The organism is Limibacter armeniacum (assembly GCF_036880985.1).
GTDB lineage: Bacteria > Bacteroidota > Bacteroidia > Cytophagales > Flammeovirgaceae > Limibacter > Limibacter armeniacum.
Genome location: NZ_JBAJNO010000008.1, coordinates 1,482,559 through 1,498,451, shown reverse-complemented (window position 1 = coordinate 1,498,451; position 15,893 = coordinate 1,482,559). Strand labels below are relative to the sequence as shown.

The 15,893-nt window shown below is 40.9% G+C and carries 11 protein-coding genes; 7 read left to right on the top strand and 4 right to left on the bottom strand.

Features of this window, described 5'->3' with window-relative positions:
• Positions 1-122: 122 nt before the first annotated feature.
• From polA to V6R21_RS12160, 7 genes are all read left to right on the top strand, one after another.
• On the top strand, positions 123-2,948 hold the full coding sequence (gene polA, locus V6R21_RS12190) for a DNA polymerase I (RefSeq protein ID WP_334243891.1): 2,826 nt from the start codon (positions 123-125) through the stop codon (positions 2,946-2,948).
• 200 nt (positions 2,949-3,148) lie between these two features.
• Positions 3,149-3,388 carry a hypothetical protein gene (locus V6R21_RS12185; RefSeq protein ID WP_334243890.1) on the top strand — a complete coding sequence of 80 codons (240 nt, stop codon included), beginning with the start codon at positions 3,149-3,151 and terminating at the stop codon, positions 3,386-3,388.
• A 142-nt stretch (positions 3,389-3,530) separates the two neighbouring features.
• Positions 3,531-3,815, top strand: a complete 285-nt coding sequence (locus V6R21_RS12180; protein WP_334243889.1) for a hypothetical protein — start codon at positions 3,531-3,533, stop codon at positions 3,813-3,815.
• A 264-nt stretch (positions 3,816-4,079) separates the two neighbouring features.
• Entirely contained in the window at positions 4,080-7,337 is a 3,258-nt protein-coding gene (locus V6R21_RS12175; RefSeq protein ID WP_334243888.1) for a tetratricopeptide repeat protein, read from the top strand.
• Positions 7,338-7,677: 340 nt separating this feature from the next.
• The gene (locus V6R21_RS12170; protein ID WP_334243887.1) at positions 7,678-8,421 is read left to right on the top strand and encodes a YceI family protein; all 744 of its coding nucleotides are present in this window, start codon (positions 7,678-7,680) and stop codon (positions 8,419-8,421) included.
• A gap of 133 nt (positions 8,422-8,554) precedes the next feature.
• Positions 8,555-9,379 (top strand): alpha/beta hydrolase, encoded by an 825-nt coding sequence (locus V6R21_RS12165; protein WP_334243886.1) that lies wholly within the window; start codon positions 8,555-8,557, stop codon positions 9,377-9,379.
• A gap of 166 nt (positions 9,380-9,545) precedes the next feature.
• Positions 9,546-10,310 carry a carboxypeptidase regulatory-like domain-containing protein gene (locus V6R21_RS12160; RefSeq protein ID WP_334243885.1) on the top strand — a complete coding sequence of 255 codons (765 nt, stop codon included), beginning with the start codon at positions 9,546-9,548 and terminating at the stop codon, positions 10,308-10,310.
• Here V6R21_RS12160 and V6R21_RS12155 read toward each other — a convergent pair.
• The 4 genes from V6R21_RS12155 to V6R21_RS12140 form a co-directional block, all read right to left on the bottom strand.
• Positions 10,307-12,730 (bottom strand): bifunctional UDP-N-acetylmuramoyl-tripeptide:D-alanyl-D-alanine ligase/alanine racemase, encoded by a 2,424-nt coding sequence (locus tag V6R21_RS12155; RefSeq protein WP_334243884.1) that lies wholly within the window; start codon positions 12,728-12,730, stop codon positions 10,307-10,309. The two genes, V6R21_RS12160 and V6R21_RS12155, sit on opposite strands and share 4 nt — an antisense overlap.
• A 125-nt stretch (positions 12,731-12,855) precedes the next feature.
• Positions 12,856-13,590 carry a rhamnogalacturonan acetylesterase gene (locus V6R21_RS12150; RefSeq protein WP_334243883.1) on the bottom strand — a complete coding sequence of 245 codons (735 nt, stop codon included), beginning with the start codon at positions 13,588-13,590 and terminating at the stop codon, positions 12,856-12,858.
• A 150-nt stretch (positions 13,591-13,740) separates the two neighbouring features.
• Entirely contained in the window at positions 13,741-14,466 is a 726-nt protein-coding gene (locus V6R21_RS12145) for an SDR family NAD(P)-dependent oxidoreductase (protein ID WP_334243882.1), read from the bottom strand.
• Positions 14,467-14,488: 22 nt separating this feature from the next.
• Positions 14,489-15,865, bottom strand: a complete 1,377-nt coding sequence (locus V6R21_RS12140; RefSeq protein ID WP_334243881.1) for a DUF2254 domain-containing protein — start codon at positions 15,863-15,865, stop codon at positions 14,489-14,491.
• Positions 15,866-15,893: the final 28 nt, after the last annotated feature.

Below are 15,893 nucleotides of genomic sequence, written 5' to 3'. Positions count from 1 at the left end.
CATTTTCTCAATACAAGTACTTCTCCCACAACTCCCTTGAATTCCATTACTAGATTTCTCCCGTAATTCCCTACTTTTGTAGCACCAAAATGAATCACAAATAATAGATAGACTAAAGATAAATGCCTTCAAAAAAACTGTTCTTGCTGGATGGAATGGCGCTGATTTTCAGAGCGCACTTTGCCCTGATCAAAAACCCTAGGGTCAATTCCAAAGGAGTCAATACAAGTGCCCCAATGGGCTTTACCAATTCCCTGCTTGAAATCCTTAAAAAGGAAAAACCTACCCACATTGCGGTAGCCTTTGATACAAGTGCTCCAACTTTCAGACATGAGGAGTATACGGAGTACAAAGCCAACAGACAGGAAACCCCTGAAGATATTAGTGTGGCTATTCCGATCGTAAAGGAGATTGTCAAGGCATTCAACATTCCAATCCTTGAGATGAATGGCTATGAGGCGGATGACATCATTGGAACATTGGCTAAGCAAGCAGCAAGAAAAGATTTTGAGGTGTTTATGATGACACCGGATAAGGACTACGCCCAATTGGTGGAAGACCATATATTCCTTTACAAGCCTGCAACTAGAGGTAATGACATCGATATCTTGGGTATTCCTGAGGTACTTGCCAAGTTTGACTTGGACAACGTAGATCAGGTAATTGATTTACTTGGTTTGATGGGTGATGCTGTGGATAATATCCCAGGCATACCTGGTGTTGGTCCAAAAACAGCGGTTAAGTTGCTGAAGGAATACGGCACTGTCGAAAACCTTTTGGACAATGCCGATAAGCTGAAAGGCAAGCAGAAGGAAAAAGTAATGGAAAACAAGGAGCAGGCTTTGATGTCCAAAAGACTGGCTACTATCAAGATCGATGTTCCTATCGCATTTGATGAAACAGCTCTCCATTATGACACCTACAATGAAGCTGAACTTCGCAAAATTTTTGACGAACTGGAATTCCGCACCCTTTCCAAAAGAATTTTCGGAGATGATGGTAGCCAAACTGCTGCCAAACAAGGTCCTACGACTACAGGTCAGATGAGCCTTTTTGGTAACACACCGACAACACAAGCTACTACAGCTACCACTGTTGAAGTGGAGCCTGAAGAAGAAATTCCTACTGAAATTGGTACTATCCACGATACACTTCACGACTATCAGCTAATTGACACGCCTGAGCTTCGCAAGGAACTCATTCATTTCCTGTCTTTACAAGACGAATTCTGTTTCGATACAGAGACTTCTTCTTTGTCTGCCATAGAATCTGAACTGGTAGGGATGTCATTTGCATACCGTCCTCATGAAGCATACTATGTACCAATTCCTGAGGATCAGGAAGCTGCCAAAGCCATAGTCAGTGAGTTCAAGGAGGTATTTGAAAATGAGAAAGTAGGTAAGATTGCCCAAAACCTGAAATACGATATGATGGTGATGCGCAACTATGGTATTGAGATCAACGGACCTCTATTCGATACCATGCTAGCTCATTACCTACTTCACCCTGAGCAACGTCATGGCATGGATCACCTTTCGACTGTTTACCTGAATTACGAACCGGTTTCAATCGAAACGCTGATTGGGAAAAAAGGTAAAAACCAGTTAAGCATGCGTGAAGTTCCTGTTGAAAATGCAGCTGAGTATGCTGCTGAAGATGCAGACATTACATTGCAATTGAAGCAGGTTTTTGCACCAATGTTGGACAAGGAACCAAAACTGAAGAAACTGTTAGAGGAAATAGAAATTCCTTTGGTAAAGGTACTGGCTGAAGTCGAGATGAACGGTGTCAAGATTGACACTGAAAACTTGGCTAACTCATCCAAGGAACTTGAAGTAACCATTGCTGCTTTAGAAAAGTCAATTTACGAAGCGGCAGGTGAAGAGTTTAATGTAGGTTCTCCAAAACAGTTGGGTGAAATCCTGTTTGGAAAACTGAAACTGGTAGAGAAACCTAAGAAAACAAAGTCAGGGCAATATGCTACTGGTGAAGAAATCCTGATCAACCTTGCCAACGATCATCAGATTGTTTCAGATATTTTGGAGTTCCGTCAGTTACAGAAACTGAAGTCTACTTATGTAGATGCCCTTCCTAAAATGATCAGCAAGAAAGATGGACTTATCCATACATCTTACAATCAGGCAGTAACTGCTACAGGTCGTTTGAGCAGTACTGATCCAAACCTTCAGAATATTCCGATCAGAACGGAGAAAGGTCGTGAGATCAGAAAGGCATTTGTTCCAAGAAATAAGGATTTCACCATTCTTGCAGCCGATTACTCTCAAGTGGAGTTGCGCATTATGGCAGCATTCAGTGAGGATGCTCATATGGTTGACGCATTCAAACAGGGTAAAGACATTCACACCGCTACAGCTGCCAAGGTATTCAAGGTAACTGAATCAGAAGTGGACAGCGACATGCGTCGAAAAGCCAAGACTGCCAACTTCGGTATTATCTACGGTGTCTCTGCATTTGGTCTGTCTCAGCAATTGAATATCCCAAGGAAAGAAGCAGGCGAACTGATCGACAAGTACTTTGAAGAATTCCCTTCAGTAAAAGCCTATATGGACAATGCGATCAACAAGGCGCGTGACGATGAATTTGCAGAAACCATTATGGGACGACGCCGTTACCTACGTGATATCAACTCACGTAACTTTACGGTAAGAGGTATGGCAGAACGAAATGCCATCAACGCCCCTATCCAAGGTTCAGCAGCGGACATCATCAAAAAAGCCATGATCGACATCCAGCAGTGGATTGAGGAGAATAACCTTAAATCAAAGATGATTATGCAGGTGCATGATGAATTGGTTTTCGATGCTCACAACGATGAGCTTGAATTACTGCAACAAAAAGTGAAAGAACTGATGGAGAACGCCTATCAAATGGCGGTTCCATTGGAAGTTGAGGTAGGTATTGGCCAAAACTGGCTGGAAGCTCATTAAGGGCTATATCCATCTGAAGTATAAAAATAAAGCACTGATCTTACGGTCAGTGCTTTTTATTTGCCTTCGGGGTAGTTTTCAGGAACGAAATGGCTGATTAATTGATTTTCAATTTAAACAGGGTCTCCAACCCGCTTTGATTGACATAACTGACGACTCTTCAAACGTATTATTTCTCAACGATTAACTCTCTGATTACTATGGAAGAACATCGCTACGCAATCGTCCGAAAAAGGGCGCATTACGAATCAATGGATGGCTCTCCTGTCTATTCTCTCGAACTGATTGACTTTGGGCTTGACAGGGAACAAATATCCGAAATCAAAGACAAGATGCGTCACCCAAAAGACAAGGACCTCAACACCGTCAGCAAATATCGACATACTTTTGTGGTCCCAATGGTGACTATCGAAGACTTTGATGTACATGTAGCTTATTGAAAACACACTCTCAAATAAAGGTCAGGCATTCTCTGACCTTTACAACATACTTTGGAAACCTATCAAATTCAATCCTGCAAATCCTTTCAAAATCCATATCTTTGCTACCGATTTGTAATTCACATTAATATTTAAGCTTAAGATGATGGCAGAGGACAAGAACAAAAAGGCGAAAGAGGTAGATGAGTCAGGCGAGATTAACTGGGAAGCGCTTGAAGCAGCCGACAGAAGAGATGAATTAGGCGATGAAGAAACACCTGATGTAAAGCAAATTGAAAAGGAAAAAGAAACGCTGTCTGACGAGGAAAAAAGCAGCCCTTACCCTGATGATTTTCTAGCAGACTGGAACCTCCTTCGTAAAACCATTGAACCTGAGGACGAAGAAGAAGGTGACCATGGATTCAACTATGCGGACGAAGAAGAATAATCGACTTTTATTAACAATTATTACCACCTAAAAACTTCCCCTGTTGCACAAAACAACAGGGATCACTATCTTTCAGAGTGATATTATTCTACTTACTATTGAAAAAATCCAAACAATAGAGAATATAAAAACAACAAAACCGTTACTAAACTAGCTGTAATGCGCTTTTTTGAATATTTCTTATTCACGCATTTTTTAAGCAGAGAGCACATTATAGTAACTCATTATTAGGTTGCATTCAAACAGGTTAAGTAAGATACTACTATGTCTTTGACGATTCACACAGCTAAAACCAAAGCAGTAATCATCGGCGTCGGGGAATTTCCGAAAGATGAATCCCTTGCGCCTATTGGCGGAATTCAGCAAGAGCTAGACTCACTTAAGTCTGCATTTGTTGATAAACAAGTACTCGGCTTGCCCAAGGAAAACATTGTTTCCCTTGTTGACAAGGAGGACAATACGCGCATCAAAGAAGTACTGGCTAGCGCTGCTGAAGAATCCAAGGATACACTCATAATTTGCTTCAATGGTTATGTGGTATTGAGAAAGGAACGATTGTTCTTTATGACAGGTAATTCCACATTGGAAAAAGCACATGTGAATGGTATTGCGCTTGAAGAAATCATCGATATCCTGAAGGAAACTGAAGCACAACGCATCCTTTTCCTGATTGACGCCGAGTATCAAAAACTTAACTTCGAATCTGATATCCAGCCTAACCAACTGGTTGTTCAGCTGTTTGACCAATATGGATCTGACTTGCCAAACAAAGTATTCCTATCAACTCCAACTGATGACAATGTCACGTCAGGACTTTTCACAAAAGAGTTGGTTCAAATACTTGAAAACGGCATTTCAAAACAGCAAGCAACCATCACTTTGGATGATATTTTTGAGAAATTCCAACATGTATCTGAAGATATAAAGCCGCTTATCAGCAAAGGTGATCAGGGAACGTTTAAACTCGCATTCAACAAGCGTTATGCTAAGTTCATTCAACTGAAAGAAGATGCAGACCTGCATTTTGTTAATGCTGCTTACCAGTCTGCAAGACCTTACCTGAAAGAAGCATCTGAGCTTTTCCCTGAAGACGAAGAAATCAGCAAAAAGAAAGCTTTTGTTGAACTACTGACTCAGGCAGAAGCGGCATACAATAGAGAAGCATTTGTGGAAGCTCATGCCACCTTTAATAAAGCTACAGCATTGTACCAATTACCGACCTCAACAGAAGGAAGTATCCGTTCATTGGCTGCGCAAGCCAACCGCCATTTTGAGGCTGAGGACTTCGAGAATGCCAAGATTTTGTACGAACAACTTGTAAAACTGGATGACACTAACAATGCCAGCTTCCAAGAAAGACTAGACAAGAGTATTCAGGAAATCGAGTTTATCACACTTCGCCACAAGGGCGATGAGGCTTACTTCAAGGGCAACTATAGCGAAGCTATGAAGAACTATGCTAGTTCTATGAAAACGCACAGTGACCCTGTTGTAGTCCGTCGTATGGAAGAGTGCGAGCGCTTTATCGTACAGGAAAACATTATCCGTGAAAAAGTAAAAGTAGAGTTGGAAGACGAGATTCGTCAACAGCTCCAATCTGAATTTAACACTACACCACAAGAAACCCCTGCAAAAGCTGAAGAAGGGCTGTCCAAAGAAACAGAAGAATCACTTCGCCAATCAATCAGGGATGAAGTAATGGGTGAACTGGAAGATGCTTTCTGGAAGCGTACTGCTATTTGGAATGCAGAAGAAGCATACGATTTCTATATCAGTGTCTTCCCGCAAGGCAAGCACATTACTAAAGCCAAGCAGCGAGTAATTGAGCTTAGGTCTATTCAACCAGAAAATGAGACTCCAGCTCCTGCTAACGAAGTTGTTGACAATGAAGTAACTCCTACTACTGTCACTAATGAAGTAGTGGAAGAAGAAAATATTACTGAAGTACCTGAAGTTAATGGTCACGAAACAGTGACAGTGAATGGTACTTCTATTCACGGACTTGATCAGGCACTGCTTTCAAAACTGAGACATGAGCCTGTTGAAGATGTGATTAAAGAGATCTCTGAATCGCTTTCAGTGAACGGAATTGCACCAAATACTGAGACACCTGTAACAGAAGAAGTCTCTTCAATTGCGGAGGAAGTAGTAATTCCTGCCATTGATAATGAGCTTCAAACTGAAGTTCAGGAAACTCTTGAAGCTGTAGTAGAGGAAACACCTGCCATAGAAGATGAGAGTGTTGTTGCTGATAGCACTCAAGAAGAGCCTGTACAGGAAGTAGAAGTACCTACTGAAGAAGTAGCTACACCAATACTAGCAGAAGAGCAGCAGGAAGAGGTTGAAGAAGCAGTAGAAAATGAGACTTCATTTGAAGTTAACATTACTGAAGAAATCTCAGCAGCTGAAGAACTGATTGCGGGTATTCTTGATAAGGAAGAGCAGTCAGAAAAAGAGGACAATGTTAAAACGCCTAGTATTGAGCGTTCTCAACCTGCTGTTACAGCACAGAAGAAAGCGCCAAAACGTCAGTCTGAAGTTGAATCTGAATCAAGTGATGAAGCTAGCCTGAAAGCACTGTCTGAAGACGACCTATGGAAACGTGCTGAACAGGAGCGCACTGTTTTGGCTTACATGGACTATATCAACTATACAAAAGAGTCCCTGCATATTGCTGATGCTTACTACATGATCAACAAACTGAGCAGTCAGGAAGGTAGCAGCAACAAAACAGCAACGTTCACAGAAACGACCACTTCTACTCCAAGCGAGGATACTTCGGTAGAAACAACTCCTGTAAGTAACGCTGTTGAGGAAAATGTTGACGTTACAAGCCTTGATGAAGAAAGCCTGTGGCAATATGCTAAGTCAAAAGATACAGTTGATGCATACCGTGAATACCTGAGCCACTCAGAAGACAATGCTTACCTGACTGAAGCTTACAGCCGTATCAACGAACTGAACAGAGCTGAAGATAAAACGGAAGAAGCAGTGGTAGAGGAAGCACCTGTAACACCTCCTAGCGACTTTGAGGAAGTTTATAAAGCTGCCATGGAGAAGTCAATATCTGAAACAACGGAAGAAGAAACTACTGTATCTCACTTCAATGAAGTAGAAGAGACAGTTTCTGAAAGCCCTGTTACTGACTTCGCTGAACCAGAAGTCAATACGGAAGAAATAGTTGAAGAAGAAGTTGAGGAACCTGTTGCTGCAATAGAAGAAACAGAAAGTGAGGATGACGAAGAGGATATTCTATGGAAAAACACCATCGATGAAGACTCTATGAGTGCCTACTTTAACTACCTCAACCTGACAAAGGAGAAAAGGTATTGGGATGAAGCTAAGGGTCGTATCAATGACCTGAAAAATGATTCACAGAACAAAGAGGAAAAAGATTGGAAAGAGGCTGAACAGCATGACACTGTAGAGGCATATAAAGAATATATTAAGCAATACCCTCTTGGAATCTACTATGCTAAAGCTATGTTCCGCATAAATGCACTGGAATCACAGCTGAAGTAAGCACATTCTAAGCTAGTTGCAACCTATAAGGCCCTTCACTTTACAACGGTGAAGGGCTTTTTATTTGCTAATTTTTGATAACTACCCCTGATTTTTGGTAAAATAACTTAAAAAACCCTCTACAAATCTTAAAACTAGGTACCTACAACCCCACCCCATCCAAATCGGCATTTTTTTTGCCTAAACAGAATCCTGTATTTTTGTTGAAATAATACAAATTCAAAAATTAAGATAATTTTAATACTAAATTGTATTATATTTATCAAACTCCATACTACATTTGGAGTGCAAATTCATTTGTGTAAACATTTATTTATCCAACAACTAATTCCAAATTTGTATGAACAAGGCTACTAAATTTGCCGCGATCGGTTTTATGTCATTTGCTATGGTTGCATGTGGCGCTAAACAAGAAAACACTGAAGAAGCACAAGCAGGTGTAACTACTGAGACTGCTGCAGCTGAAGGTCTTGCAGCTGGCTCTTACGCTATCGTTGATTCTGCTAGCTCTGTAAAGTGGACTGGTAAAAAAGTAGGTGGTGAGCACTTCGGTACTATCAGTGTAAGCGAAGGTTCTTTCGAAATCGCTGAAGGTACAGTAAAATCAGGTTCATTCACTATCGACATGAGCTCTGTTGCAGTTTCTGACATCCCTGCTGAGGATGAAATGAACGCTAAACTGGTAGGTCACCTGAAAGCTGATGATTTCTTCGGCGTTGAGAACTTCCCTACTGCATCTTTCGAGATCTCTTCAGTAGAAGCTGTTGAGGGTGCTTACAACGTAACTGGTATGCTGACTTTGAAAGACTCTACACAAGAGGTTTCTTTCCCAGCTACTATCGAAACTGCTGAAGGTACTGCTACAGTTGCAGCTAAATTCTCTATCGACAGAACTAAATTCGGTATCACTTATAGCTCTAAGTCTATCCTTGGTGACGCTGCTGACAAGTTCATCTACGATGACGTAGAAATCGAATTGAACGTTACTGCTGCTGCTGAAGTTGTAGAAGCTACTGTAGAAGCTGACGAAACTGCTGAGGCATCTGCTGAAGCTACAGAGGCTACTGAAGAGTCTGCTGAATAAGCAAACCTTTACTAGCTAATACAAAAAGCCGCTGGAGTAATCCTGCGGCTTTTTTGTTGTGGTGCATTTTTTCTTCCTTTACAATTTTTTCTTTAATTCATACCATTAATTCCCAATTTTAAACCATTCAGCAATGCGACACATTTTTACCTTACTAGGAAGCCTCCTCCTTTCTGTTGCGGTCTTTGCAGCAGAAACAGATACTGTAACGATTCACAGCGCCACTATGAACGAAAGCTGGAAAGCAACAGTTACCCTTCCTGATGCTTACCAAACTGATGCTAACAGGTCATTCCCAGTAGTATACATGCTACACGGACATTCAGGTAATTTCTCTAACTACACCAGTTCATTCCCTGAGCTATCTAAATATGCAGATGAGCTACAACTTATTGTCGTTTGTCCAGACGGAGACTTCAATAGCTGGTATATTGACAGCCCCATTGATCCTAAAAGCCAATTTGAGACCTATATCAGTAAGGAAGTCGTTAAATGGGTTGATCAGCATTACCGCACTATTCAGGACAGAAAAGGCAGAGCCATTACTGGGTTAAGTATGGGGGGGCATGGTGCACTTTACCTTGCTGCCAAACATGCTGATACATTTGGGGCAGCAGCTAGCATGAGCGGAGGAGTTGACTTCACTCCTTGGCCTTTGAGTTGGCAAATTAGCAAAAAGTTAGGCCCTTATAAGTCCAATACACAGGTATGGGAATCTCATACGGTTATTGCCAATGCTGAAAAGTTAAAGGATGGCCAGGTAACGCTATTTATAGATTGTGGTGTTGATGACTTTTTTATTGAGGTAAACCGCCAATTGCATCAAAAGCTTCTGGAGCTTAAGTATCCTCACATCTACATGGAAAGACCGGGTGAACACAACTGGGATTACTGGAATAAGTCAGTCCCTTACCATTTGGCGTTTTTTGATGAATTCTTTGATCAATCTCCTGAATAGGACCTTTTTTAAAGGACAATTCAATGATGTTCTATTGTTTGCTAAATAATCCCAAACATTTGGAAATCTTTAACTGGTTTTATTGTTAAAAGATAGTTGCTAAGACAGTATGAATGCTTTTAAAATTTCATTCTGCCTTAGCAATCTAACTGACAATAGGACTCTGATGGACAAACTTACATTCCTCTCTTTTACCTTTCTGTTAAGCTTCTGTATGTATTCATGTAGCAATGATGATCCTGAGCCCAAGGAAAATGCCTCTATTATGGTACACCTGAAAGCTGATTCGCCCAACCCAAACAATAATATTTACCTTGATATAAAAGAGGTCTGGGTAAGAATGGAAAATAATGACAAGGAATGGATTTCTTTGGATGGAGCTTCATTTATCCATAACCTAAACAATACTGACCAACAGCCTTTGGTTGGCTATGGGAGCATCCCTTCAGGTACTATCGAACAAATAAAGCTTTCACTTGGTGTTGCCAACTCAATTGTGGTCAATGATGAGGAATACAAGCTCAACATCCCTGAAGAGCTGGTTTTCGATACAGATGAAAGAATAGAATCAGGTAAAATTTACAACATTGATCTTTCCACTGGATCTAACAATGCCGTATCGATCAATGACTTTGGGATTTACAACTTCCATCCAACCTTAAGTGCTTCTTCTCACCCAATCACAGGCATTAGTGGTAAACTTTCAACTACCAGCCCAGCCAAAATACTTGTTTATAACCAAGACGCTGTAGAGCCAATTACAACCACACAGACAAAAAGTTTAGGAGGTTTTATGGTTAGTGACCTTGCTCCTGGCGTCTATCAGCTTGTTGTTACAGCCGAAGGATATGCAGACTATACCCGTACAGTATTAGTCAGTCAGGAGCATGTCACCAACATTGCTACTATTGAGCTTGTACCAAGCCGCTAAGCGTAGAATACCCTTTTGACCCTTTCATTGATACTGGTCAGGATTTCGTAAGGAATTGTACCTATTGCTTTAGCCTGATCACTGATCGTCAGTCCTTCTCCAAATACAATAACTTCATCACCTTCTGCAGCTTCAATACCTGTTATGTCAACCATTGTCATATCCATACAGACATTGCCAATAACAGGCGCCAGTTGTCCATTAATTAACACTTTGCCTACTCCATTACTGAAACGACGGTCAAAACCATCTGCATAACCGATACCGATTGTTGCAATGGTCGTTGGGCGTTCTGCTACCCCTTTTCTGCTGTATCCAACAGTTTCCCCTTCCTTGATATATTTAACCTGAGAAATAGATGTCTTCAATGTACTGATAGGTTGCAACATATGGTGGCTGATCGCTGTCGGATCAACCCCATACAAACCGATCCCTAACCTGACCATATCAAAATGCGCTTCAGGGAAACGGACAATTCCAGCTGAATTCATAGCATGTTTGATGACACTATACCCCAGTTGACGCTCAAGGTGAGCTGCCATTGTCGAGAATGTATCCAACTGCTGTTTAGAGAAGGAATTATGTACCTCTTCATCAGCTCCAGCTAAATGAGTAAACACTCCTGTCACTTTCAGCCAATGTGCATTTCTGATCAAAAAATTGCACAGCTTTTCCAAATCAGCAGGTTCAAACCCCAATCGTCTCATCCCAGTATCAAAACTCAATTGTACCTTAATCTGGTCATGAGCCGAACCCCTGTCCTGTTTCCACTCAGCCAAAGCCTTCAGCAGTTGCATGCTGTACATTTGCAACTCCAAGTCATACTGCAATGCCTTGTCAAAAGTATCTTCAGAAGGGTTAAGCACCATGATTGGTAACTTGATGCCATTTTCCCTTAATTCAATCCCCTCATCCACATATGCGACTCCGAGATAGTCCACCAAGTTATATTGGAGTAGTCCTGCTAACTCATACCTGCTATTGCCATAGGCAAATGCCTTCACCATCACCATGAGCTTGGTGTCAGGAGCCAGAAGGCTTCGATAAAAATTCAGGTTGTGTTCTACAGACTCCAGACTAATTTCAAGGCGTGTTCCGTGAACCTTTTCCTGCAAGCTACTAACCACCCTCTCAAAGGCAAACATCCTAGCACCCTTGACCAGAATTATCTCATTGCTAAAAGACAAAGCCTTGCCTATATCTTGAATTAAGCTTTCCGTATCAGGATAAACCATCACCTGAATCCCTTCAAAATACTTCAGCCCTGCCATGATTCTGGTACCTACAGCTATCAGTTTCGTAACTCCCTTTCCTTTCAACAGCTCTGCAATATTGCTGTAAACCCATTCGGGGTCGCGTCCTGTTTCCAACAAGTCAGAGAGAATCACGGTTCGGGTAAGTTGCCCCGCATTCTGAACCAAAAAGTCCAGCGCTACCATTAGTCCTGCCAAATCATTGTTATAAGTATCATCTACCAGTTTACAATTGTGTCTGCCTTGCTTTAACTCCAATCGCATTCCCACCCTACGTAGCAAAGCAATTCTTTCGGCAATTTCCTCAAAGGAATAGCCCATCACCAAGAGGCAAGCAATACAGTGCATACTGTTCTCAACAGAAGCTGCATCTGTAAACGGTATTCTCAACTGAAAGACCTCATCTTGATATTTCAGTTCAATATTTTTACCCAGTTTACTGAAACCTATTTCCTTGTATTGCAACGTAGCATCAGAAGTCAATCCCCATGAAAACTTTCTGCAAGTACATTTCTGAACTTCTTTATCTATCAGTTGATGGTCCTTGCAATACACCAACACCTCAGCATTCTCAAACAGCTTTAACTTCTCTTGTACTTTTTCAGTCCTGTCTACAAAACCCTTATCATGAGCAGAACCTATATTGGTAAATATTCCAATATTGGGTTTGATCATAACTTCCAGATGCTCCATTTCTCCACTTTGAGAAACTCCAGCCTCAAAGATTCCTACCTCATGCGCCTCACTAATTTCCCAAACGGAAAGTGGAACCCCTATCTGAGAGTTATAACTTTTAGGACTTTTCACAACCTTTCGATCCTTTTCAAGCAAGGAATAAAGCCACTCTTTGATAATGGTTTTACCATTACTTCCCGTAATTCCTATAACTGTCAGGTTAAATTGCTCCCTGCGATATGCTACCAATGCCTGTAAAACCTGAAGAGGAGAACTGGTATAGAAGAAATCAGCATCAGGATATTCTGCAGTATTAAAGTCTTTCCTGACCACAAAAGCCCTCACTCCAAGCTGATAAAGTGAAGGTATAAAACCATGACCGTCGTGGTTATTTCCCTGTAGGGCAAAAAACAGGGTGTCGCCTGCTGCTATAAGCTTTCGACTGTCGGTAAGGAGGTATCTTTTCTGCCAAAACTGGTTGCTGAAATCCATATATCTTTTGCTGATTAGAACAGTTCATTCAAATTTACAGCAAAACTATAGAATGGAGATCAACTACCCTAAAAAAGTACCATTACCTGCTTTATATTGACCATACCTCACTTATACCTAGCAGGTTAATTTTTCAAGTACTGAGCAAGTGGTAATTCTAATCCTTTTATGGAATTCACTGCCAATTGAGCCACCTTAACAGCACCATATTCACTGAAATGGGTATTATCATCCTTACCTTCTGGGTAATTGTCATGCTCACCTGCTTTCAGTATTAAGAAAAGCTTTTTTGAGTCATTGATGCCGTGCTCCGTTATCAGCATTTCTGTCTGCTGATGGAGATCTATCAGCGGAACATTTAAACCTTCGGCAACTTCCCTCACCACTTCTGGATATCCACCATGTGTATCATAAAACTTTCCATTTTCATCAAATCTACGTCTCATAACCGAAGTAAAAAGAATAGGATTCGCCCCTTTCTCTCTTGTTTCTTCCACATACTTTTTCAGATTGGCTCTATACTCATCCAACGAAGTATAGCGCAGAGAATCTTTTTTCTGGTCATTATGCCCAAATTGGATAAAGACATAATCACCCACCTGCAATGAGTCTACGACAGGTTGCCATCTACTTTCTCCTAGAAATGACTTGGAGCTTCGACCATTTACAGCCTGATTCTTAATGGCAACATATTCGTTCACAAATTGGGGAAAGACTTGTCCCCAACCAGTCTCGGGTGCTTTGTTAGGTTGCTTGTCTGCCATTGTAGAATCACCAACCATATAAATCGTAATTGGCTTCAGTTCCTTTTTACACCCAACACACACAAACAGTAAAAAAATAATAGATAGGGTTCTCATTTTCTTCCAATAGTTAGTTTAAACAGCAATTCAGAAATAGTATTTTAATAAGTTAATAATATAAAAATTTAACTGAATAATACTGTTAATCACATTCAAAGTTTCTATTTGTCCTGAACTTCTCCTGTCTATTCTTCACGCTTCTATCGATTACCAATCAATGGATTTTCCATCCCTGAAGAACCCTCCTGTTGGTCCGTCTTCAGGTAATGTAGCTGCCCACACAATCCCTTTCGCCCCCTCTTCTACAGGTCTCGCCCCCAACTCAGCTGTTCCTGGGTAAGTCGCTACCCAACTAGGACACACGGCATTGACTTTCACTTTTCCTTTCAGGTGTTCTGCCATTTTTATGGTTAGCCCATTGAGTGCCAATTTACTGACACTATAAACTGGTGTATCAGCACTACCTGACAAAAAACCATACGACATATCAGAGATTGCACCAGCTCCACTTGATACATTGACCACGATACCATTCTCACTTTTTTCCAGAATACTGGCAAAATGGGCGATCATACGCCAAGCACCCAACAGGTTAACATCCAATGCTGCTTTTACAAAGTCAAAATCAACCGTCAGTGGGTCTCCCCCAGCATCATAAAAGGCTCCTGCATTATTTATCAGCACATCCAACTTCCCAAAATCATCATCAATTTCTTGGGCCAATTGCGCTACACGCTGTTCATTGGTAATATCTACTTTTTCAGAAAGGACATCCAATCCCTCACTTCTCAGTTTATCTTCCAAGGGTTTTACTTTGGACAGTTCTCTAGCTGTGACGATAACCTTATATCCTAATTTCCCCAGCTGTCTTGCCGTTTCAAAGCCCAACCCCATTTCTCTACTCACTCCTGTAATCAATGCTATTTTGCTCATATTATTAATTGGGTTATTATCTTCAATCATCTGTCTCTACTTCCAATTGGATTGAAAAGCTTTTGTTTCCATTTTGGTTCTGTAGTAACCTTTCGATATTGGACAGATATTCATTAATTTTTGCTCTATCCAATTGATTAATCAAGTACCTATCTGCTTCCGAAGAGACACTTTTTGCCAGCTTTTCCAGTTCCAAAATCTCTTCTTGTTTCGCTTTATTAATTGATACAATTGTCAAATCTTCCAAAAGCTTCAGTATCGTGGCCATAACCAATGTATCCTCCCTCCCATATTTCCTTATTGGAGTGATACACTCATACAGCAACTCTCCAAATGTAGGCTCTCTTACAAACAGGCGGGGTACATCTTCTTTGCCTTTTGTTACGGTAAAGTCGAACAGCGACAAACGTTCAATAAACAGAATTGTCAGCAAGTCTATCGCTTTTACGGCTGTACCAGGATCATTGATCCCTGGGCTAAGTGCCTTTACTGCAATCTCAGTGATCTGACGGAAGCCAAACCGGTAATGATCCTGTGTAAACTCCTCCTGATAAAACTCAAAGCTTGACTGTATTTTATCTTGCAGCGACTCATCCTCTTCCAAACTGCGATTAACCTTAACGAATGGAAAGCCTTTTACCGTAAAATCTCCCATCCTGATCAGCACACTCAACTTCAAGTCATGTTCATCCAATAAATCACATAGGGCTTTCGTATGGACTTTCTTTAAATACCCAACTTGTGCTGCATAAACCCTAACCCATTCCTCGTCTTCTTTTTCATGCTTGAATACACTTTCGGGAAGTTTCTCACCCTCCTTAGCCTTTTGCATTCCATTCAATGTTGTTCTGTAGATTCCATTGAGAATATTGTCTACCTGTATGGACTGGGAAATGGAGTGAATAAAGTACACAAACATCACCAAGCAACCGATACCTGAAAACAAGGCTATCAGTACTCCCAAGTCCGGTATAACCGCTTTTCCATCAAACTCCTCCCCAACTCCTGTAATGGTAATCAAGCAAAAAACGATGGTCCCGATATAATACCCCAATACAATCTGGTGAGACTTCTTGGTAATAATACCTGGGACAACCCGTGGAGATAAAGTTGCCATTGTCCTATTGATTACCACCATTACCATCGAAAAACTAAAGACCATCAATGAAATAATTCCACCAACCAAACCTCCCAGAATTAGCCTTGCATTTTCCTCACTATTGACAAAATCTATCCCTAAAGTCTTTTTATAACCTTTCACCATTTCAAGGTACTCCACATTTCTAACCACAATTGCCAGCACCATATATGACAAAGCCACTACTGAGGAATAAAATGCGATTGAATTAAGAACGTTCTTCGCCTTCTTAAGAATGAAATTTTGGATTTCTTGTATCAAGATCAGGTATCAATAAAATGAACTCAAT

Coding starts and splice junctions, on each gene's coding strand:
- V6R21_RS12150 (WP_334243883.1), bottom strand. CDS start 13,590: ATGAGAACCCTATCTATTATTTTTTTACTGTTTGTGTGTGTTGGGTGT.
- polA (WP_334243891.1), top strand. CDS start 123: ATGCCTTCAAAAAAACTGTTCTTGCTGGATGGAATGGCGCTGATTTTC.
- V6R21_RS12180 (WP_334243889.1), top strand. CDS start 3,531: ATGATGGCAGAGGACAAGAACAAAAAGGCGAAAGAGGTAGATGAGTCA.
- V6R21_RS12165 (WP_334243886.1), top strand. CDS start 8,555: ATGCGACACATTTTTACCTTACTAGGAAGCCTCCTCCTTTCTGTTGCG.
- V6R21_RS12160 (WP_334243885.1), top strand. CDS start 9,546: ATGGACAAACTTACATTCCTCTCTTTTACCTTTCTGTTAAGCTTCTGT.
- V6R21_RS12155 (WP_334243884.1), bottom strand. CDS start 12,730: ATGGATTTCAGCAACCAGTTTTGGCAGAAAAGATACCTCCTTACCGAC.
- V6R21_RS12185 (WP_334243890.1), top strand. CDS start 3,149: ATGGAAGAACATCGCTACGCAATCGTCCGAAAAAGGGCGCATTACGAA.
- V6R21_RS12145 (WP_334243882.1), bottom strand. CDS start 14,466: ATGAGCAAAATAGCATTGATTACAGGAGTGAGTAGAGAAATGGGGTTG.
- V6R21_RS12170 (WP_334243887.1), top strand. CDS start 7,678: ATGAACAAGGCTACTAAATTTGCCGCGATCGGTTTTATGTCATTTGCT.
- V6R21_RS12175 (WP_334243888.1), top strand. CDS start 4,080: ATGTCTTTGACGATTCACACAGCTAAAACCAAAGCAGTAATCATCGGC.